The following is a 19,274-nucleotide window of genomic DNA, read 5'->3' as shown; positions in this document are numbered from 1 at the left end:
TGTTCTAGATTGCCCGGCGGCACAGCGCCCGGAAGAAGGTGAAGATGTCCTGGTTCTCCTCGTCGCCCAGCGGCTCGGGCTGGGAGGAGAGTTTTACGATGACCGTCTCGGTGCTCGGATCGACATAGAGCCATTGGCCATGGATGCCGATCGCACAAAAGGCGTGGTCGGCTTCGCCGGACTGGTACCACTGGCTGCGGTAGCGCCCGTTCGGCAGGTCGACATTGCGGCCCTGTTGCCAGGCCTCCCGGTCGCCGTTCTCCTGCATGTCGCGGATCCATCCCTCGGGAATGATCTGCCGGCCGTTGCGAACGCCGTGGTTGCGCAGGAGTTCGCCGAGACGGGCAAGGTCGCGCGCCGTCATGGAGACGCCGCCGGCGGTGCGCGGCGTACCAATGGCATCCACCGTGATATCGGCATTACCCTTCGCACCCATCGGCTTCCAGATGAGGTCCGAGACGAGATCGGCAAAGCGCGCGCCCGTCACGCGCTCGATGACGACGCCGAGGAGGTCGGCATTCGGCGAGGCATAGTAGAACGGTCCGCCATGCGGCCGCTCGGCCTTTTGCAGGGTGAGCAGGAAGGATGCCAGCGTCTCGGGCTTTGCGTCCGGCATCGGCGGGTTCCACAGCATGGACCGGCGATAGCGCGCGAAGGCGCCGTAGGGATCGAGATAGGCTTCCTCGAAATCGAGGCTGACGCGCATGTCCAGCACGTCGCGATAGGTGCAGTCGCCGTAGACGCTGCCCTTGGCTTCCGGCAGGTAGTCCGTCACCGGACGGTCGGGATCAACAAGGCCTTCGGCCTCCAGGATGCCGGAAAGCACCGCCGTCAGCGACTTGGAGATCGAGAAGACGAGGTGCGGCGCATTGGGGTCGGCATGCGGCGCGTAATGTTCCGCGACGATCTCACCCCGGCGCATCATCACGAAGGCATCCGTATGGGCGAACTCTAGGAAGGCGCGGGCCGTGGCCGCGCCGGCAAGACCGGTCTCCATCGCCGCATCGAGGAAGGCTTCGCTGGCAAGCGGCACTTCCGCGCTCGGCACCTCGGCGGCAATGACGGCCGTCGGCACGAAATCGCGGACGTTCTGGAAGGTCCAGCGGCTAAAGGGGGTGGTGCGCCAATTGGCGAGCGTGACGTCGGCGCGGGCAAAGCCGTGCCTGTCCTTGAAGGTCTTGATCATGAAAATCCAGCCGAAGCGCGGGAAGGCGGCGTGCCCTCCCGCGTAGGCTGTCCTCCTATGCGGCGATGCCGCTTACTTCTGCAGTTCCGTCCAGATTTTGGTGTAGAGTTCCTGCACTTCCGGCGGGCAGGCGAGGTTGAACTTGCCGGCGGCCTTCAGTTCGTCCGGAATCTTGATTTCCGGCGCGTCCTTCATGTCCGCGGGCATGAACGGCTCGGAGCCCTTGATGCCGTTGGCATAGCGGCCGAAGGCCGACAGCATGGCGGCGTTTTCCGGATCCATGATGAAGTTCAGGAAGAGCTTGGCATTGTCGACGTTCTTGGCGTCCTTGAGGATCGCGGCATTGTCCATCCAGACCGGATAGCCTTCCTTCGGATAGCCGTAGGCGACCTTGTCGTTCTGCAGCCGGGCGCGGAAGGACGCGCCGTTCCAGTTCACGCCGGCCGCAAGGTCCTCCTTCGAGTATTTCTCGATGTTGCCGTAGTCCATGGAAATCCACTTCGGCTTGGCTGCCGTCAGGATGTCGCGCGTCTTCTTCAGGATCGCGAGGTCGCCCGTGCAGGGTTCGCCGCCCGCATAGGTCACCGCCATATGCATCACGTCGGACATTTCCGGAATGACGTTGACCTTGCCGACCAGCTCGGCCGGCGGATCGAGGAAGATGGCCGAGGTGTTGATGTCGCCGGAATAGACGCCCTTGTTGACCGTCACGCCCGTCGTGCCCCAGAGCCACGGAACCGAATAGTGGCGGCCCTCGTCGAACGGCACGTTCACCCACTGGGGATCGACGTTCTTGAAGTTCTCCATCTGGTTCGGCTCGGACTGCAGCAGCAGGCCTTCCGAAATCCAGATCGGCATGACGCTGGCGGAGGGCACGACGATGTCGAAGCCGTGGCCGCCCTGGCGGATCTTGGCGAGCGCGGTGTCGTTCGAGTCGTAGTCAGTGATCGTGACCTTGACCTTGTGGGCTTCCTCGAACTTCTTGATCATTTCGGGGCTGGTATAATTGCCCCAGTTGAAGATGTTGAGTTCGCCTTCGGCATGCGCGATGGCGGTGGAGGCCATCATGCCGGCGGCAAGCGCGATCAATCCCAGTTTCGTTTTCATAGGCTGTTCTCCTTTTTCTATTCGTTGTCCTTCTGAGGCGTACGGCTCAGGAAGAAAAAGAGGGTGACGATCGCCAGCGAGAGCACGAGGAAGACCGTCGAGATGGCGTTCATCTCCGGCGTCACCACGCGGCGCAGCTGGCCCAGCATATAGGTCGGCAGCGTATCCTGTCCGCCCGACTTGACGAATTCGGTGATGACGACGTCGTCGAGCGAGATCACGAAGGCGAGCATCAGGCCCGCGAGAATGCCCGGCCACAGCAACGGCAGCGTGACATAGCGGAAGGTCTGGAAGGACGAGGCGTAGAGGTCGGCCGCGGCCTTTTCCAGCGACAGGTCCATGCTTTCGAGGCGCGCGCGGATCGGCATGTAGGCGAAGGGAATGCAGAAGGCCGCGTGGGCGACGATCAGGTATCCGAGCCCCGAATAGCCGGTCCAGACCTTGACGCGCGAGAAGAGGATCAGCAGCGCCACCGCCGTCACGATCTCCGGCACCAGCAAAGGCATGTTGATGATGGAATATTTGAAGGTGAGGCCGCGATAGGGCGCGGTGCGCGTCGTGGCGATGGCCGCCAGCGTCGCGCAGGCCGTCGCGATGACCGCAGCGACCGCGGCAATGCGCAGCGACCGCCAGGACGCCTCGACGACCTGCTGATTGTTCCAGGCGCTCTCGAACCAGCGGAAGGAGAAGCCTTCCCAGGTGGCGATCGACATGCCGGAATTGAAGGAATAGACGACGAGGGTCGCGATCGGCAGGTAGAGCAGGAAGAAGCAGAGCATCGCGATCGTCGCGAAGCCCGGCTGGCGCTTGATCGAGAAGGACTTAGCCATGGGTGCCGCCTCCGGACTTCGACGCATTGCGGACATAGTAGAGCATCGCGAAAAGCACGATGATGACGAGCGTGACGGAGAGCGCCGCGCCGAGCGGCCAGTTGCGCCCCTGTCCGAACTGCAATTCGATCAGGTTGCCGACCATGAGGTTCTTGCCGCCGCCGAGGACGCGCGGCACCACGTAGGACGACAGCGCCGGCACGAAGACGAGGATTGAGCCGGCGATAATACCGGGTTTGACAAGCGGGATGACGATGCGCCACAGCACGCCGAAACGCGAGGCGTAGAGGTCGTAACCCGCCTCGATCAGCCGGAAATCGAGCTTTTCGAGGCTCGCGTAGAGCGGCAGGACCATCAGCGGCAGGAAGACGTAGGTCATGCCGAGCATGATGGCGAAGTCGGTGAACATCATCTGGATCGGCGCCGAGATGAGACCGATCTTCATCAAGAGCGTGTTGACGATGCCTTCCGAACGGATCACCTCCTGGATGGCGAAGGTGCGGATGAGCATGTTCGTCCAGAAGGGGATGGTGATGAGGAAGAGCCAGAGCGAGCGGCTGTGCGGCGCGCGCGTCGCGATGAAATAGGCCGTCGGAAAGCCGAAGATCAGGCAGAGGACCGTCGTGGCGAAGGCCAGCTTGGCGCTGCGCCAGAAGATGGAAAAATGCGCGTCGGCGAGCGAGACGGTCTCGTCGAAGATGTCGCGCGTGAAGAGGACGTTGAACCAGCCCTCCGAGGAGAATTCCCACTTCACGTCGCCGTAGCTGCCCGGCGCGAGGAAGGAATAGAGCACAACGATGAGGAGGGGGCCGACCCCGGCCGCGAGAATGAGAAGGAGGGCAGGGGAGCTGAGCAGCCAGCGGTCCCGGATGTCTTTCTTCTGCCGCTGTTCGCTGACGTCCTGAGCGCTGACCGTCATGGCTAGTCCCTCAGGATCTGGGCGACATCGTCATTGATGGCGACGCTGACGCGGTCATGTTCGGAGAAGCCGCAAGGGCCGCTCTTGGCGTTTTGCTGGCGCACGATGAACGTGCTGCCGCCATCGGTCTTGACGTGGAAGTGGTTGTCCGTGCCGAGATAGACGATGTCGTCGAGCACGCCTTCCATGACGCCCGAGCCCGGCGGCCCGAGACGGGCATGTTCCGGGCGGATGACGATCGTGACCTTGCCCTTGGGCGTCACGTCTTCCGGATAGGTCGCGGAGATTTCCGCGCCGGAGGAAAGCCGCACGCGGGCCCTGTTGCCGGCAACCGAGACGACGTCGGCCTCCAGGAAGTTCGTCTCGCCGATGAAGTCGGCGACGAAGCGTTCGGCGGGGCGGTCGTAGATGTCCCAGGGCGAGCCCACCTGCCGGACCGTGCCCGTCGACATGACGGCGATGCGGTCGGACATGGTGAGCGCTTCTTCCTGGTCGTGCGTGACGAAGACGAAGGTGATGCCGGTTTCGAGCTGCAGGCGCTTCAGCTCCATCTGCATGGACTTGCGCAGCTTGAGATCGAGCGCGGAAAGCGGCTCGTCGAGCAGCAGGACCTTCGGCCGCGGCGCGAGCGCGCGGGCGAGCGCCACGCGCTGCTGCTGGCCGCCGGAAAGCTGCGTCACCGGATTGTTGCCGCGCCCCTCGAGATGCACGAGCTTGAGCATGTCCTTGACGACGCTCTCGATCTCGGACTTCGGCTTGCCGAGCATCTTGAGGCCGAAACCGATGTTTTCGGCGACCGTCAGATGCGGGAAGAGGGCGTAGTTCTGAAAGACCGTGTTGACCGGCCGCTGGTTCGGCAGGAGGTGGGAGATATCGACGCCGTCGAGCAGGACCTGCCCCTCGGTCGGCAGCTCGAAACCGGCGATCATCCTGAGGAGAGTGGTCTTTCCGCAGCCCGACGGGCCGAGAAGGGTGAAGAATTCGTTCGAGCGGATATCCAGCGTGACGTCATCGACGGCCTGGAAGGTGCCGAACCATTTCTTGATGCCATGCATGCCAATGGCGCCGCCATGGGCCGCGGTCGTTCGGGTTTCAGTCATCGGTTCCCCGTTTGTCGACCGGCGTCCCGAGCTTCCTCTGCCCCAAACCGCCGGCTGTCCTCTGTCCGGCCGCTGATCACGGCTCTTATGTGATAGGCTTGTCTTGCTTATGATCACAACAAATCATAATTTGATCAAATCTGTAAAGGGCGTTTTTGGGCTTTGCGAATTTATCCGTTCTGCGTGCAAGGCCCGGAGAATTCAGCCCTGGGATGATGGGCCGGGAGAGCCCGTGTCTACGGAGGGAGGGTTTCAGCATGCTGGTTGCAGCCGGTCGGGAGGCATCCGAATCCGCCAAACAATGGGTCTACCGCGTCTTGCGGCGCGGCATCATGACGGGCCAGTTCGAGCCGGGTGATCCGGTGACGATCAACGGCCTTGCAGAGACGCTGGGCGTCAGCGCCATGCCGGTGCGCGAGGCGCTGCATCGTCTCGTCGCGGACGGGGCGCTGGAACTGCTCGACAACCGCCGCGTCCGGGTGCCGGTCCTCGATCCCCAGAGTTTCGAGGAGGTGCTGGAGGCGCGTGTTGCGCTCGAAACCCGGGCGGCCGAGCGCGCCATGCCGTTCATCGACGAGCGCAGGCTCGCCCGCCTGAGAGCCTTCGACCAGCAGGCGGACCAGGCGCTGGCCGTCGGAAATTTCGGGCGGCTGGTCGAGGCGAATTTCGACTTCCACCGCTGCCTCTACGAAGCGCGGCCCGGCACGGTGATGCTGCCGCTCATCGAATCCCTCTGGCTGCGGCTCGGCCCCTTCATGCGCCGGGCGGGCGAGACGCTGTCGCAGACCTATCAGGTCGATAGGCACGCCGAAGCGCTTGCCGCCATCGTCAAGCGGGACGCCAATGCCCTGAAGGCGGCGATTGCCGCCGATATCCGCGACGGCACCGGCTATCTCGGACGCAGCCACTTCGAACGCGTCGCCGCGCTCGGTAAGACGGGATGAGCCGGCAGCGGCATAGTCTATAAATATAGTGGAAAATATTTTCCCTTCCGGCCGAAGCGCTAGAGGGAAAGTTCGCATTCCGCCTGCCCGATAAACCGCCATTCGTTGTCCGAAAAAGCGGCATTTGCGATTTTGCTTTCAGAAACAAAGGTGTTTCGAAGTCGATCCTCCCAATCGCGAAAGCAGTCCAGAATGTCGAAAATCAGCAAAACCCTCCTCGAAGGCACCCTTCTTCCCCGCCGGACCGTGCTTGCGGCGTTCGCCGTGGCGGCGGTCGCCGTCTCCACACTCTCCGCACCGGCTCCCGCCGCCGCAGAGGACAAGAAGGACCTGAAGGTCGGCATCATCTCCGGCGAGGACGAGGATGTCTGGCGTGTCGTGACGGCGGAAGCCGCCAAGAAGGGCCTCACCATCGAGACGGTCGTCTTCAACGACTACACCCAGCCGAACGAGGCGCTGGCGCGCGGCGAGATCGACGCGAACGCCTTCCAGCACCTGCCTTACCTCGAAAACCAGGTGAAGACGCACGGCTACAAGATCGTGCCGGTCGGCTACACCGCCGTCTGGCCGATCGGCCTCTATTCGAAGAAGCACACCAAGATCGCCGATCTTTCGGAAGGCGCCGTCGTCGGCGTGCCGAACGATCCGTCGAACGAAGGGCGCGCGCTGCGCGTGCTCGAGCAGGAAGGCCTGATCAAGCTGAAGGACGGCACCGGCATTCTCGCCACCATCGCCGACATCGCGGAAAATCCGAAGAACATCGAGATCAAGGAACTCGACGCCGGTATCGTCGGCCGTTCGGTCGATGACCTCGACGCGGCGGTGGTCAACACCGACTGGGCGCTGAAGAGCGGCCTTACCCCGGAAAACCGCATCGCGCAGGAGGCGGTCGACGACAATCCGTACCGCAACTTCATCGCGGTGCGCGAGGAATCGAAGGATGAGCCCTGGGTCAAGCCGCTCGTCGAAGCCTACCAGAACGACGCCGTGAAGGCCGAATTCGACCGCGTCTACAAGGGCACCGGCATCAGCGCCTATTGAGGCATTCAACGTCAAATCGAGACAGCCCGCGACGCGCTCCAGCCGTCGCGGGCTGTCTTCCCGTTTCGGGAAGGAAAATCGAATGAACGAACATGTGACCTGGCGCGCGGCGGCAAGCATAGACGAGCAGGATGTCATCCACCTTGCGGACGTGCGCCGGCGTTTCGGCGAGACGGCGGCGCTGGACGGCGTTTCGCTGACGGTACGCCGCGGCGAGATCCTCGGCATCATCGGGCGAAGCGGCGCCGGCAAGTCGACGCTGATCCGCTGCCTCAACGGCCTAGAACGGCCGGACAGCGGCACGATCGCCATCGAGGGCCGTGAGATCACCGGTCTCGGCGAAGCCGAACTGCAGCCGCTGCGCCGCCGCATCGGCATGATCTTCCAGCATTTCAACCTGCTCTCCGCCAAGACGGTGGAGGAGAACGTCGCCCTGCCGCTGAAGATCGAAGGCTGGCCGAAAGCCAAGCGCCTTGCGCGCGCGGCCGAACTGCTCGACCTCGTCGGCCTCTCGGGCAAGGCCAAGGCCTATCCGTCCGAACTTTCAGGCGGCCAGAAACAGCGTGTCGGCATCGCCCGCGCGCTTGCCGCAAAGCCCGCGCTGCTGCTGTCCGATGAGGCGACCTCCGCGCTGGACCCGGAGACGACCCGCGCCATCCTTGCTCTGCTGAAGGATATCAACAGCAAGCTCGGCCTCACCATCCTGCTCGTCACGCACGAGATGGAGGTGGTGCGCTCCACCGCCGACCGCGTGGCGGTTCTCGATGCCGGACGCGTGGTGGAAGAGGGGCCGGTCTGGCAGGTTTTCTCCCAGCCGCAGGCGCAAACCACCAGGAGCCTTCTCAGCGGTATCCGCCCGCAGCTTCCCGCCCATATCGCGCAGCGGCTTTCGCCGGATATGGCCGGCGAGGCCATTGTCAGCCTCGACATCGCCGGGCCGGCCGCGACCGGTTCGCTCTTCCAGGATATTTCCGCCGCGTTCCCCGGCGGCTATCGCCTCCTTCACGGCGGCATTGATCATATCCAGGAGCAGGCCGTCGGGCGCTTCTTCATCGCGGTGCCGGCCGATGACGCCGCGCGCCTCACGTCGTTTGCGGAGCGCCTCGGCGCACAGGTGGAGGTCCTCGGCCATGTCGCCGATCATGCTTGAACTTCTCGTCCGTTCGCTCTGGGAAACCATCGTGATGACGGCCGCCTCCGGCGTCATCTCGCTCGTCTTCGGCCTGCCGCTCGGCCTTGCGCTGGTCGCGACGGCGCGCGGCGGCATTGCGGAAAACCTCTCGATCAACCGGGTGCTCGGCGCCGTCATCAACGGCTTCCGCTCCGTGCCCTTCATCATCCTGCTCGTCGCGCTCATTCCGGTGACGCGCCTCATCGTGGGAACGTCGATCGGCACCTGGGCGGCCATCGTGCCGCTGTCGATCGCCGCGACGCCCTACTATGCCCGCATCGCCGAAGTCTCGCTCAGGGAGGTCGACCGCGGCCTCATCGAGGCGGTGCGCGCCATGGGCGGCAACCGCTGGACGATCGTGCGCGAGGTGCTGATCCCCGAGGCGCTGCCGGGCATCGTGGCCGGCTTCACGGTTACGCTGGTGACGCTGATCGGCGCTTCCGCCATGGCCGGCGCCATCGGCGCGGGCGGGCTCGGCGACCTTGCCATCCGCTACGGCTACCAGCGTTTCGAGACGGCCGTGATGGTTGCGGTCGTCGCGGTGCTCATCGTGCTCGTCTGCGGCATCCAGTGGTTCGGCGACCGCCTCGTCGCCCGCCTCGATCATCGCGGCTGAGTCCCAAAAAGGCATCGGACGGGAAGCCGCCCGATGCCCCGCATCCCGCCGCGGATGCAAAGAATTTTCATGGATTTTGAAGACTGTAGCAGGCCCTTTCTTACGATCGCGCTCCTTCGCGCGCATCATCCGCACCATAGCCCGTTCGCGAAGGAAGGCCCGCCATGCCGTCACTCGATATACCCGTCGACACCCTCATCCTGCCCGGCCTCAACGGTTCGCCGGAAACGCACTGGCAGCGCCATTGGGCACGGGACAATCCGGATAGCCGGGTCGTCGATCAGCACGACTGGACCTGCCCCAGACGCGAACAGTGGCTTACGGAACTGGAGCGGCAGGTCGAGATGGTAGGAAGGGACGTCTGGCTGGTGGGGCACAGCCTCGGCTGTGTCCTGGCGGCGCATTTCGCCGAAAGCCGGCTCGCCTCGCGCATCCGCGGCGCGCTGCTCGTCGCTCCCTGCGATCTCGATGCGACCGAAACCTTGCATCCCTGCATCGTCAGGTTCGGCGCCATGCCGGACACGCATCTGCCGTTTCCCTCCCTCGTCGTCGGCAGCCTCAACGACCCCTATATGCCGCTCGACCGGCTGCGCCGGACGGCGCATGCCTGGGGCAGCGGCCTCGTCGATATCGGCGCGGCGGGCCATATCAACGTCGCGAGCGGCTTCGGCCGCTGGACCGCCGGCTATGACTTCCTGGAGATCCTGAAAGACCGCGCGTCGCAAGCCGAGACGCCGGACCGCCGCCTCTTCACCGCGGCCGTCGCCCATTCCGGGTTGGCGCTCACTTGAATATCCTCGCGGGCTCTCAGAACCGGTAGTGGAGCCTGACGCACCCCTTGTCCAACGCCTGCGCGCTGACGAGCGTCGGGCAGGGCGTCCACGCCTCCACAAACGTCGGGCGGGGAATGGAGGCGCGCTGCGAAATCTGCTATGGCTCTTGCCAGCGGTCCGTGCCTGCGACGATAGTGTCCGGCGGAACGGTTTGGGAGGTCTGATGGCGCTGGATGTTCGGACATCGAAGGAGATAAGCGGAGCGGCGGCGCCCAAGGCGTTGCGCGTCGGCTTCATCCTGTCGAAGAGCTTCACCCTCTCGGCCTTCGCGCTGTTCGTGGATACCCTGCGCCTTGCCAGCGACAGCGAGGACCGTTCCCGCCGCGTCAACTGCGATTGGGACGTCATCAGCAGCACGCGCAACTTCATCTCCTCGTCGGGCGGCATCCAGGTCGCCCCGACCGCGCCCTTCGCCGATCCGTCCTGTTTCGACTATATCGCCGTCGTCGGCGGCCTCCTGAGCGTCGACGAACCGATCGACAGCTATGCGACGGCCTATCTGCGCAAGGCGGCCAATGCCGGCGTCGGACTGATCGGGCTGTGTACCGGCAGTTTCATCCTCGCCGAAGCCGGGCTGCTCAAGGGCCATACGGCCTGCGTGAGCTGGCTGCACCACCGCGAATTCCGCGGGCGCTACCCCGACATCGATGCGACCTCGGAGCAGATTTTCCGCTTCGACGGCAAGGTCGCCACCTGTGCCGGCGGCAGCAGCGTCGCCGATCTTGCCGCGACACTCGTGCGCCATCATGTCGGCGAGGCGGCCGAGCGCAATGCGCTGGAAATCCTTCAGATCCGCCACCGGCGCGACGCCACCGACCTCCAGCCGCGCAATCCGCTCGGCCTCGAAGCACGCGACCGCCGCGTGCATCTCGCCATCATGATGATGGAGCAGCACACGGAAGACCTGCTCTCCATCGACAGCATCGCCACCATGACCAACGTCTCCCGCCGTCAGCTGGAGCGGCTGTTCGAGAGCGACATGGGGGCCTCGCCGAGCGCGATCTACATGAAGATCCGCATGGCCGCCGCGTACAACATGGTGGTGCGCACCAACAAGCCGCTGATCGAGATCGCGCTGGAAACCGGTTTCGAGAGCCTCTCGCACTTCACTCGCCGCTTCCGCGCCGCCTTCGGCGACACGCCCTCGCAAATCCGCCGCGACGGGCGCCGCCAGGCGGGCTGATCGCGTTTCTTACCGCCGCTTGGAACCAAGCTGCCTGCCATCCGTTCGGTCTTGATTGCAGACAAGGAGACCGCAATGGCAAGCACTGACGTTCAATCCCAGATTTCCGCCCTGCGCGCCGAAATCGCCCAGCTCCAAAAGGATATCGGCGACAAGGGCACCGAGGCCTACGAGACGATCCGCGACCGCGCCGGCAATGCCATGGAGGCCGCCCGCCCCGCCGTGCGCTCTGCAAGCAAATATGTCCGCAACGAAGGCGCCGCCGTCGCCCAGGCCGCACGCGAGCATCCGGCCGCCCTTTCGACGGTCGTGCTTACGGCCGGACTTGCCGGCATCGTCATCGGCTATCTGCTCGGCTCGCTCGAAAGCGAACCGCCCCGCCGCCAGCGCTGGTTCTGACACGCAAGAAAGCCCGGCATTGCCGGGCTTTTTCATGGCATGATGGGCAAGGCTCTACCGGTGGCGAAGGCCGAAGAGGTAGCCGATGAAGGCGGCGCTGGCGAGGGTGGCGAGCGGGTTGGCCTGAATGGTCTGGCGCAGTTCTTCGCGCAGCGATTCCGCCTTGGCGACCGCCAGGTTGCCCGTGCCCTCGGCGATCAGGCCCGCGGATTCCTTCAGCCGGCTGATTTCCGATTTCAGCGCCTCGATCTGTTCGCTGACCGTGGCTTCCGCGGCCGCGGCGCGGGCTTCCTCAGAGATGTTGTCGCGACCTTCAACGACGCCGAGCGTGCGCTTGCCGGTGCTTTTTTCGTCAGCCATGGACATGTCTCCTGAATTTGATGACCAGAATTTGCTGGAATGGCGTGAGGGAGAACTTCCGCCGCGCCCGTTGGTTCCCGAGGATGATTCAAACTGTGATCTTTCCGGCGATTGACTCTGGGGAAGAATGAGAACAAATAAAGAACATTCATTCTTCGACCAGGAGCCCGCCAGCCGATGTCCGCCTCCGCCAATGCCGTTGTCGCCGACCTGCGCGACCGCATCCGGCAGTTCGACGGCCGCGCCCTGCGCGACCGGGCGGTGCTGCCCTTCGGCGTGCCGGAAATCGACAGCCGGCTGCCCGGCGGCGGGCTGGCGCTGGCCAGCCTGCACGAGGTCTGCGGCGGCGGCAACGATGCCGTCGAGGGCGCGGCCGCCATGCTTTTTGCCGCCGGCATTGCCGCCCGCACCAGGGGACAGGTGCTCTGGTGCCTGACGCGGCCCGATCTCTTCGCCCCCGCGATGGCGCAGGCAGGGCTCGCCCCCGGGCGCGTCCTCTATGTGGAAGCGGGCGACGAGAAGAGCCTTCTCCTCTGTTTCGAGGAGGGGCTGCGCCATGGCGGGCTGGGCGCGGTGGTGGCGGAGGTCGCGCGCCTGTCGATGACGGCCTCGCGCCGCCTGCAGCTTGCTGCGGAAGCCGGGGGCACGCTCGGCATCGCCGTGCGCCGCTTCAGGCATAGGCGGGAAGCCGGGGCTTTCCTGCTGCCCACGGCCGCCGTCACGCGCTGGCAGGTTTCCGTGCGGCCGTCCGTGCCGCTTCCCGTGCCGGGCGTCGGCCGGGCGCAATGGCTGCTGGAACTCACCCGCTGCCGCTCCGGCGAGACGGCGCAATTCGAAGTGGAGGCATCCGATGCCGAGGGTCGTATCGCTTTTTCTTCCCGGCTGGCCGATCGATCGCCTGCGACGGTCCCTTGGCGCTTCGGCGCCTCCGCCTGACCGGCGGCTCGTTCTGGTCGGCAAGGAGGGTTCGCGCCGCATCGTGACGGCGGTGAGCCGGCCGGCCGAGCAGGCGGGCCTTCGCGTCGGCATGCCGCTCACCAAGGCCCATGCGCTGCTGCCCGATGTCCTGACCATGCCCGCCGACCCCGCGGCCGATGCGGCGGCGCTCCGGCGCCTTGCTCTCTGGGCCCTGCAGCACTACGCCCCCATCGTCGCGCCGGACCCGCCGGACGGGCTCGTCATCGACACGACCGGCGCAGACCACCTGCACGGCGGCGAGGCACGCATGCTGACCGGCCTCGTCAACCGCCTCGGCGCCTCCGGCATTTTCGCCCGCGCGGCCATTGCCGATAGCTGGGGGGCGGCCTATGCCGCCGCCCGTTTCCATGCCGATCCGGTCTGCATCATTCCGCCCGGCGCGGCGGGGGAGGCCGTCGCGCCGCTGCCGATCCCCGGCCTGCGCATCGCGCCGGAAACCGTGACGGGCCTGCATGTGCTCGGCTTTGCCACGATCGGCGACGTGCTCGCCGTGCCGCGCGCGCCGCTCGTGCTGCGCTTCGGCCCGCTCCTCGGCCGCCGGCTCGACCAGATCGAGGGCAGGATTTCCGAACCCGTCGATCCGCTGCGCGATCCGGAGCTCGCCACGGTGCGAAAGGTCTTCGGCGAACCGATCGGCGCACCGGAGACTATCGCCCGCTATACGGCCGGCCTCGTGCACGATCTCTGTCACGCACTGGAAAAGCGCGGCCTCGGCGCGCGCCGGCTCGATCTTCTCTTCCACCGCGTCGACAATTCCCTGCAGGCGATCCGGGTCGGGACGGCACGCGCCGTGCGCGATGAAAAGCGGCTCATCCGGCTGCTCTGCGACCGGATCGAGACGATTGATCCGGGTTTCGGCATCGAGATCATGGATCTGACCGCGACGCTTGCCGAACCGCTTGTCCTGCAGCAGGCCGCGTCTTCGCTGATAGAGGAGGAGCAGGCCGACCTTGCCGGCCTCGTTGACGTCATCGCCAACCGCATCGGCGCCGCACGCCTATACCGTATCGCCCCGGTCGAAAGCGACGTGCCGGAGCGGTCCTTCCGCCGCATTCCGCCCCTGGCGCCCGATGTCGGGACGAGCTGGCAGGAGGGCTGGCCGCGCCCGGCGCGCCTACTTGCCCGGCCGGAGCCGATCGAGGTCATGGCGCTCCTGCCGGACCACCCGCCGGCGTCCTTCACATGGCGCGGCGTGCGGCGGCTGGTGAAACGGGCGGACGGCCCGGAGCGCATCTTCGGCGAATGGTGGAAGCGCGACGCCGAGCTTGCCGCCGTGCGCGACTATTTCCAGGTCGAGGATGCGGAGGGCGAGCGCTTCTGGCTCTTCCGCTCGGGCAACGAGGCCGAGGCGGCAAGCGGGGCCGGCCGCTGGTTCCTGCACGGGATATTCGCATGAAACCGCGTTATGCCGAGCTTCAGGTGACCTCCCATTTCTCGTTCCTGCGCGGGGCGAGCGGCTGTGCAGAACTGGTCGCGCAGGCCGGCGCGCTCGGCATCGAAGCTCTCGCCGTCGTCGATCGCAACAGCCTCGCCGGCATCGTGCAGGCCCACAGGGCGGTGAAGGAACTGCCGGAAGGGGAGACAATGCGTCTCGTCGTCGGCTGCCGGCTGGACCTTGCCGATGGCATGTCGATGCTCGCCTATCCGACGGATCGCGCCGCCTATGCCCGCCTCTGCCGCCTGCTGACCATCGGCAAGAAGAAGGCCGGCAAGGGCAAGTGCCATCTCGACTGGGCCGACGTCGTCGAATGGAACGAGGGGCTGCTTGCCGTGCTGGTGCCGGACGAGGCGGACGAAACCACCGCCTTTCATCTCCGCCGCCTCAAGGAAACCTTCCGCGACCGCAGCTACCTCGCTCTCACGCTGCGCCGCCGGCCGAACGACCAGCTCCGCCTCTGGCAGCTCTCCAATCTTGCCGCCCAATACCGCGTGCCGACCGTCGTCACCAACGATGTGCTCTACCACGAGCCCACCCGGCGCATGCTGCAGGATATCGTCACCTGCATCCGCCACAATGTCGTCATCGACAATGCCGGTTTCCTGCGCGAGCGCCACGCCGACCGCTACCTGAAGCCACCAGAGGAGATGCACCGCCTCTTCACCCGTTATCCGGAAGCGCTTCGCCGTACGCTGGAGATCGTGGAGCGCTGCCGGTTTTCGCTAGACGAGCTGCAATACCAATATCCCGACGAGAAGGAATATGCCGACCTCACGCCGCAAGAGGCCTTGGAGAAATATACGTGGGAGGGGGCGGCCGTGCGGTATCAGGACGGCGTGCCGGAGGTGGTGCGTAAGAAGCTGCGTTATGAGCTGCGGCTCATCGAGAAGATGAAATACGCCCCCTACTTCCTGACGGTGAACTCGATCGTCCGGGAGGCGCGCGAGATGAAGATTCTCTGCCAGGGGCGCGGGTCGGCGGCAAACAGCGCGGTGTGCTACGTGCTGGGAATCACCGCCGTCGATCCTCAGGACAACGGCCTCCTTTTCGAGCGCTTCGTCTCCGAACAGCGCGGCGAGCCACCCGATATCGACGTCGACTTCGAGCACGAGCGCCGGGAGGAGGTGATCCAGTGGATTTACAATACGTATGGGACGGATCGGTCGGCGCTTTGCGCGACAGTCATCCGCTACCGCTCGCGCGCGGCCATGCGCGATGTCGGCCGGGCGCTCGGCATGCCGGAGGATGTGCTGAAGGCACTGTCCTCGCAGGTTTGGGGCTGGTCAAACGACGTTCCGCAAAGCCATGCCCAATCGGCGGGCCTCAATGTGGACGACCGGCGCATAAAGCTGCTGCTCGAACTGGCCCGCCAGTTGATCGGCGCACCCCGTCATCTTTCGCAGCATCCCGGCGGCTTCGTGCTGACGCGTGACCGGCTGGACGACTTGGTGCCCATCGAGCCCGCGGCCATGGACGGCCGGCAGGTGATCGAATGGGACAAGGACGACATCGAATCCCTGCATTTCATGAAGGTGGACGTGCTGGCGCTCGGCATGCTCACCTGCATGCGCCGCGCCTTCGACTTCCTGAAGGAACACAAGGATGAGGTCTACGAACTCGCCACCATTCCGCAAGGGGACGATGAAACCTACGAGATGATCTCGAAGGCCGACACGATCGGCACGTTCCAGATCGAGAGTCGGGCGCAGATGTCCATGCTGCCACGCCTCAAGCCGAAGGAATTTTACGACATCGTCATTCAGGTGGCGATCGTGCGGCCGGGGCCGATCCAGGGGGACATGGTGCATCCTTATCTGCGGCGGCGGCAGGGGCTCGAAAAGGTCGAGTATCCCAAACCGGAATTCGAGATGGTGCTGAAGCGAACGCTCGGCGTGCCTTTGTTCCAGGAACAGGCGATGCAGGTGGCGATCGAATGCGCCGGTTTCACGCCGGGGCGAGCCGACCAGTTACGCCGGGCGATGGCCACGTTCAAGCAGACGGGCGGCGTGGACAAGTTCCGGGACGAACTGCGCGATGGCATGGTCGAAAGAGGTTATGCCCGGGAATTCGCCGAACGCATGTGCCGCCAGCTCGAGGGCTTCGGCTCCTACGGCTTCCCGGAGAGCCACGCCTATAGCTTCGCCATCGTCGCCTATGCTTCCGCCTGGATGAAATGCCATCATCCGGATGTCTTCTGCGCCGCCCTGCTCAATTCCCAGCCGATGGGTTTTTACGCCCCGGCACAGATCGTGCGCGACGCACGCGACCATGGCGTGGAGGTGCGGCCGGTCTGCATCAACCAGAGCCGGTGGGACTGCACGCTGGAGCCGACGGACGACAAGGGGCGGTTTGCCGTGCGTCTCGGCCTCAGGATGGTCAAGGGATTGAAGAACCGGGAGGGCAGCGACCTCGTTTCGGCTCGGGCGGACGAGCCCTTTGGCTCCGTCGACGATTTCTGGCGTCGCGCCGGCCTTTCGGTCGAAACACTTGTCCGCCTTGCCGATGCGGATGCCTTCCTGCCGTCGCTCGGGCTTTCCCGCCGCGCGGCCTTGTGGGCGATCCGCGGCCTGCGGGACGAGCCCCTGCCGCTCTTCACGGCGGCGGCGAAGCGGGAGGCGGCGCTGGTGCCGGAATTGAGCGAGCCGGCCGTGGCGCTGCGCCCCATGGCGACGGGCGGCGAGGTAGTGGAGGATTACGGCCATGTCGGCCTGACGCTGCGCGCCCACCCGGTGAGCTTCCTGCGGGAAAGCCTTACGCGCCGCCGTATCCTCACCTGCGCCGAGGCGACGCGGCTGAAGGACCGGCAGAAGGTCGAGACGGCCGGCATCGTGCTCGTGCGCCAGCAGCCGGGCTCGGCCAAGGGCGTCATCTTCGTGACGATCGAGGACGAGACGGGCATCGCCAATCTCGTCGTCTGGCGCAAGATTTTCCTCGCCTATCGCCCCATCGTGATGGGCGCGCCGATGCTCGGCGTCAAAGGCTATGTCCAGCGCGAGGGCGAGGTGGTGCATCTCGTCGTGCAGCACCTCACCGACCTTTCCGCCGACTTCTCCACCATCGGCCGGCGTGGAGGCCTTTCAGGACAGGAGGACGCGGGCCGCATCGAGGCGATCCGCGTCAAATCCCGCGACTTCCACTGATCCGCCGGCATTCCTACATGAAGTCGCGCGGGATCGTCTTTTCGAACGTCTTCTCGAAGACCTGCTGCTCGCCCTCGAAGGCGCGGATGGAGGCGGAGATCAGCCAGTCCGTCGCGGTGCAGGCGATGGTCGCGGTCGAGACCGTGCGCACGAACCAGCCGGGGCGCTGCATGTCGCAGGTCCAGACGGCCGTGCCGGTCATCGACAACGGATCGTTTTCGGCGATCGACCAGAGTTCGTCCCGCACCTGCCGCGTGGCGAGCCCCGTGCCGGGATGCTCGTTGAGGCCGGTATCCTCGTAGATCGAGTATTCGGTCAGGCCATTCGTCAGGTCGCGCTCCACACCGCGGGCCGTCTCTCCCTCTGTCAGCACCGTATATTTCGGCAGCGGATCGGGATTTTCCGGCTCCGGCAGCGAGACGACCTTATGGGCGCCGAGCTTGGGCAGCGAGAAGCCGAGCGAGGCGAGATCGATGGTCACGCCTGCATCCACCGGCGGCGGCAGAACCATCGGCCAGTAGGCGGTCGACAGCGACAGGCGGATGCGATGGCCGGCCTGGAAGCGGTAACCCATCGCATCGAGCACCAGGCGGATACGCGTCTTCCGGCCCTTCGGCATGGCCCTCGGCGCGGCATTGCCCTCGCGATGCGCAAGGTTCACGACGCCGAAGGTGACGCGCGTCGCCGTACCATCAGGGTGGATGTCGACCAGGCGGGCGCAGAGATTGGCGATATCGGCATCCGTCGCGACATCGAGTTCCAGCACGGGCTGTCCGAGGAAATCCTGGGCCTCATCGAGCGGCGCCGTCTCGACGACCAGCGAGCCGGCATCGTCGAGGCGCTGGTCGAGCGCCATTTCCGCATCCGGTTTCAGGGTGAACCACTCGCCGGCCATGGTGCCGGTATCGAGCGGGGATTTGAGGTAGCGGTCATTGCCCGAGGCGCCGGCTATCGGCATGCCGGGCACCAGCGCGCCGTACTGCTCGACATAGAAGGTCGCCATCTCGGGCGTTTCCCAACTGTCCTTGGCGATCCAGAAGCCGGGGTCGGCCTCGCGGCGCAGAGACGGACGGGCGGCGTCCTGGATATAGGCGCGCACTTGCGGGATCTTCTCCGCGCCGTTCTCCTCGCCGCGCAGCCAGCGGTTCCACCAGGCGATGGCCTCGGCGTGGAAATCCATTCGAGGCTTCGGCCAGGCGAAGTGCGGGTATTTGTGCACCCAGGGGCCGATCAGAGCCTTGGCCCTGTCGCCGAGCCCTTCGACGGCCTTCAGCGGCGTGCTGCGATAGCCGTCCGCCCAGCCGGCGATGACGAGGGCGGGAATGGGAAAGCCGCCGAAATCCTCGCAGATCGAGCCGTGCTTCCAGAAAGCGTCGCGGCGCTGGTGCTGCAGCCATTCCTCCATGAAGAAGGGTTCGTTCTCCAACCGCTCCAGCCACATGGCCTTCCAGCGGTCGCCGACGATCTCCGGGTCCGGCGAACGGGACTGGTAGGCGAGCATGGTCGCGGCCCAGGAGAGCTGGGCGGAAAGATGCGTGCCGTTCTTGTAATGGATGTCGTCGTTGTAGCGGTCGACGGTGGAGGCGATGGAGATGACGGCCTTCAGCGCCGGAGGCTTGAGGGCGGCGACCTGCAGGCAGTTGAAGCCGCCCCAGGAGATGCCCATCATGCCGACCGAACCGTTCGACCAGGGCTGGGCGGCGATCCATTCGATGAGTTCGCAGGCGTTCGCCAGCTCCAGCGGCGTGTATTCGCCGTCGATCACGCCGTCGGATTCGCCCGAGCCGCGGATATCGACACGCACGCCGGCAATGCCGGCGGCGGCGAAGACGGGATAGGTCGATTCATCGCGAACGCTCGTCCCGTCGCGCTTGCGGTAAGGTAGGAATTCGAGCACGGCGGGCACGGGATCGCTCTCCGCCCCGTCCGGCATCCAGATGCGGGCGGCAAGCCGCGTGCCGTCGGCAAGCGTGATCCATTCGTTTTCGATGACGGTGAAGGCGCGAGACATGAGAAGGTCCGTTCAGCA

Annotated in this window: 17 protein-coding genes; 10 read left to right on the top strand and 7 right to left on the bottom strand. The window is 65.4% G+C overall.

The features are described 5' to 3' along the window. Positions 1 to 4 precede the first annotated feature (4 nt). The 5 genes from Q9316_RS21305 to Q9316_RS21285 all read right to left on the bottom strand — a co-directional run bounded on the left by Q9316_RS21305 (position 5) and on the right by Q9316_RS21285 (position 5,142). Positions 5 to 1,186, bottom strand: a complete 1,182-nt coding sequence (locus tag Q9316_RS21305) for a serine hydrolase domain-containing protein (protein ID WP_306035741.1) — start codon at positions 1,184 to 1,186, stop codon at positions 5 to 7. A 72-nt stretch (positions 1,187 to 1,258) separates the two neighbouring features. Further along, complete coding sequence (locus Q9316_RS21300) at positions 1,259 to 2,293, bottom strand: extracellular solute-binding protein (RefSeq protein WP_371878038.1); 1,035 nt, start codon at positions 2,291 to 2,293, stop codon at positions 1,259 to 1,261. A 17-nt stretch (positions 2,294 to 2,310) separates the two neighbouring features. Continuing rightward, entirely contained in the window at positions 2,311 to 3,123 is an 813-nt protein-coding gene (locus Q9316_RS21295; RefSeq protein ID WP_306035740.1) for an ABC transporter permease, read from the bottom strand. Next, positions 3,116 to 4,042, bottom strand: a complete 927-nt coding sequence (locus tag Q9316_RS21290; protein WP_306035739.1) for an ABC transporter permease — start codon at positions 4,040 to 4,042, stop codon at positions 3,116 to 3,118. The genes Q9316_RS21295 and Q9316_RS21290 overlap by 8 nt, the downstream gene beginning before the upstream one ends. 2 nt (positions 4,043 to 4,044) lie before the next feature. Further along, entirely contained in the window at positions 4,045 to 5,142 is a 1,098-nt protein-coding gene (locus Q9316_RS21285) for an ABC transporter ATP-binding protein (protein ID WP_371878037.1), read from the bottom strand. 257 nt (positions 5,143 to 5,399) lie between these two features. Here Q9316_RS21285 and Q9316_RS21280 point away from each other — a divergent pair, with 257 nt between their 5' ends. From Q9316_RS21280 to Q9316_RS21250, 7 genes are all read left to right on the top strand, one after another. Continuing rightward, positions 5,400 to 6,086 carry a GntR family transcriptional regulator gene (locus Q9316_RS21280; RefSeq protein ID WP_306035738.1) on the top strand — a complete coding sequence of 229 codons (687 nt, stop codon included), beginning with the start codon at positions 5,400 to 5,402 and terminating at the stop codon, positions 6,084 to 6,086. Positions 6,087 to 6,278: 192 nt separating this feature from the next. Continuing rightward, positions 6,279 to 7,127: a MetQ/NlpA family ABC transporter substrate-binding protein gene (locus Q9316_RS21275; protein ID WP_306035737.1), complete on the top strand. Its 849-nt coding sequence runs from the start codon at positions 6,279 to 6,281 to the stop codon at positions 7,125 to 7,127. Between the two features lie 82 nt (positions 7,128 to 7,209). Then, positions 7,210 to 8,277: a methionine ABC transporter ATP-binding protein gene (locus Q9316_RS21270; protein ID WP_306035736.1), complete on the top strand. Its 1,068-nt coding sequence runs from the start codon at positions 7,210 to 7,212 to the stop codon at positions 8,275 to 8,277. Beyond that, on the top strand, positions 8,258 to 8,914 hold the full coding sequence (locus Q9316_RS21265; RefSeq protein ID WP_306035735.1) for a methionine ABC transporter permease: 657 nt from the start codon (positions 8,258 to 8,260) through the stop codon (positions 8,912 to 8,914). Before Q9316_RS21270 ends, Q9316_RS21265 begins: the two co-directional genes overlap by 20 nt. Positions 8,915 to 9,078: 164 nt before the next feature. Next, the gene (locus Q9316_RS21260; protein WP_306035734.1) at positions 9,079 to 9,705 is read left to right on the top strand and encodes an RBBP9/YdeN family alpha/beta hydrolase; all 627 of its coding nucleotides are present in this window, start codon (positions 9,079 to 9,081) and stop codon (positions 9,703 to 9,705) included. A 205-nt stretch (positions 9,706 to 9,910) separates the two neighbouring features. After that, positions 9,911 to 10,930: a GlxA family transcriptional regulator gene (locus tag Q9316_RS21255; protein ID WP_306035733.1), complete on the top strand. Its 1,020-nt coding sequence runs from the start codon at positions 9,911 to 9,913 to the stop codon at positions 10,928 to 10,930. A 75-nt stretch (positions 10,931 to 11,005) separates the two neighbouring features. Next, positions 11,006 to 11,329 carry a hypothetical protein gene (locus Q9316_RS21250; protein WP_306035732.1) on the top strand — a complete coding sequence of 108 codons (324 nt, stop codon included), beginning with the start codon at positions 11,006 to 11,008 and terminating at the stop codon, positions 11,327 to 11,329. 54 nt (positions 11,330 to 11,383) lie between these two features. Here Q9316_RS21250 and Q9316_RS21245 read toward each other — a convergent pair whose 3' ends face one another. Beyond that, the gene (locus Q9316_RS21245) at positions 11,384 to 11,689 is read right to left on the bottom strand and encodes a hypothetical protein (protein ID WP_306035731.1); all 306 of its coding nucleotides are present in this window, start codon (positions 11,687 to 11,689) and stop codon (positions 11,384 to 11,386) included. Between the two features lie 177 nt (positions 11,690 to 11,866). Here Q9316_RS21245 and Q9316_RS21240 point away from each other — a divergent pair, with 177 nt between their 5' ends. Genes Q9316_RS21240 through Q9316_RS21230 form a run of 3 tightly spaced genes read left to right on the top strand, consistent with a single transcriptional unit; the run spans position 11,867 to position 17,245 of the window. Further along, a complete protein-coding gene (locus Q9316_RS21240; protein ID WP_306035730.1) occupies positions 11,867 to 12,625 on the top strand; it encodes an ImuA family protein in 759 nt (252 codons plus the stop codon). After that, positions 12,540 to 14,063, top strand: a complete 1,524-nt coding sequence (locus tag Q9316_RS21235; protein ID WP_306035729.1) for a DUF6504 family protein — start codon at positions 12,540 to 12,542, stop codon at positions 14,061 to 14,063. The genes Q9316_RS21240 and Q9316_RS21235 overlap by 86 nt, the downstream gene beginning before the upstream one ends. After that, positions 14,060 to 17,245, top strand: coding sequence for an error-prone DNA polymerase (locus tag Q9316_RS21230; protein ID WP_306035728.1), 3,186 nt, complete (start codon positions 14,060 to 14,062; stop codon positions 17,243 to 17,245). The genes Q9316_RS21235 and Q9316_RS21230 overlap by 4 nt, the downstream gene beginning before the upstream one ends. A gap of 13 nt (positions 17,246 to 17,258) precedes the next feature. On the opposite strand, the gene Q9316_RS21225 is transcribed toward Q9316_RS21230, so the two are convergent. Next, positions 17,259 to 19,256: a CocE/NonD family hydrolase gene (locus Q9316_RS21225; RefSeq protein ID WP_306035727.1), complete on the bottom strand. Its 1,998-nt coding sequence runs from the start codon at positions 19,254 to 19,256 to the stop codon at positions 17,259 to 17,261. Positions 19,257 to 19,274 lie beyond the last annotated feature (18 nt).

Origin of the sequence: Shinella zoogloeoides (assembly GCF_030733845.1) — a bacterium.
Lineage (GTDB): Bacteria > Pseudomonadota > Alphaproteobacteria > Rhizobiales > Rhizobiaceae > Shinella > Shinella zoogloeoides_C.
The sequence above is the reverse complement of the archived record's forward strand: the minus strand, read 5'-3'. Positions and strand labels throughout refer to the sequence as shown.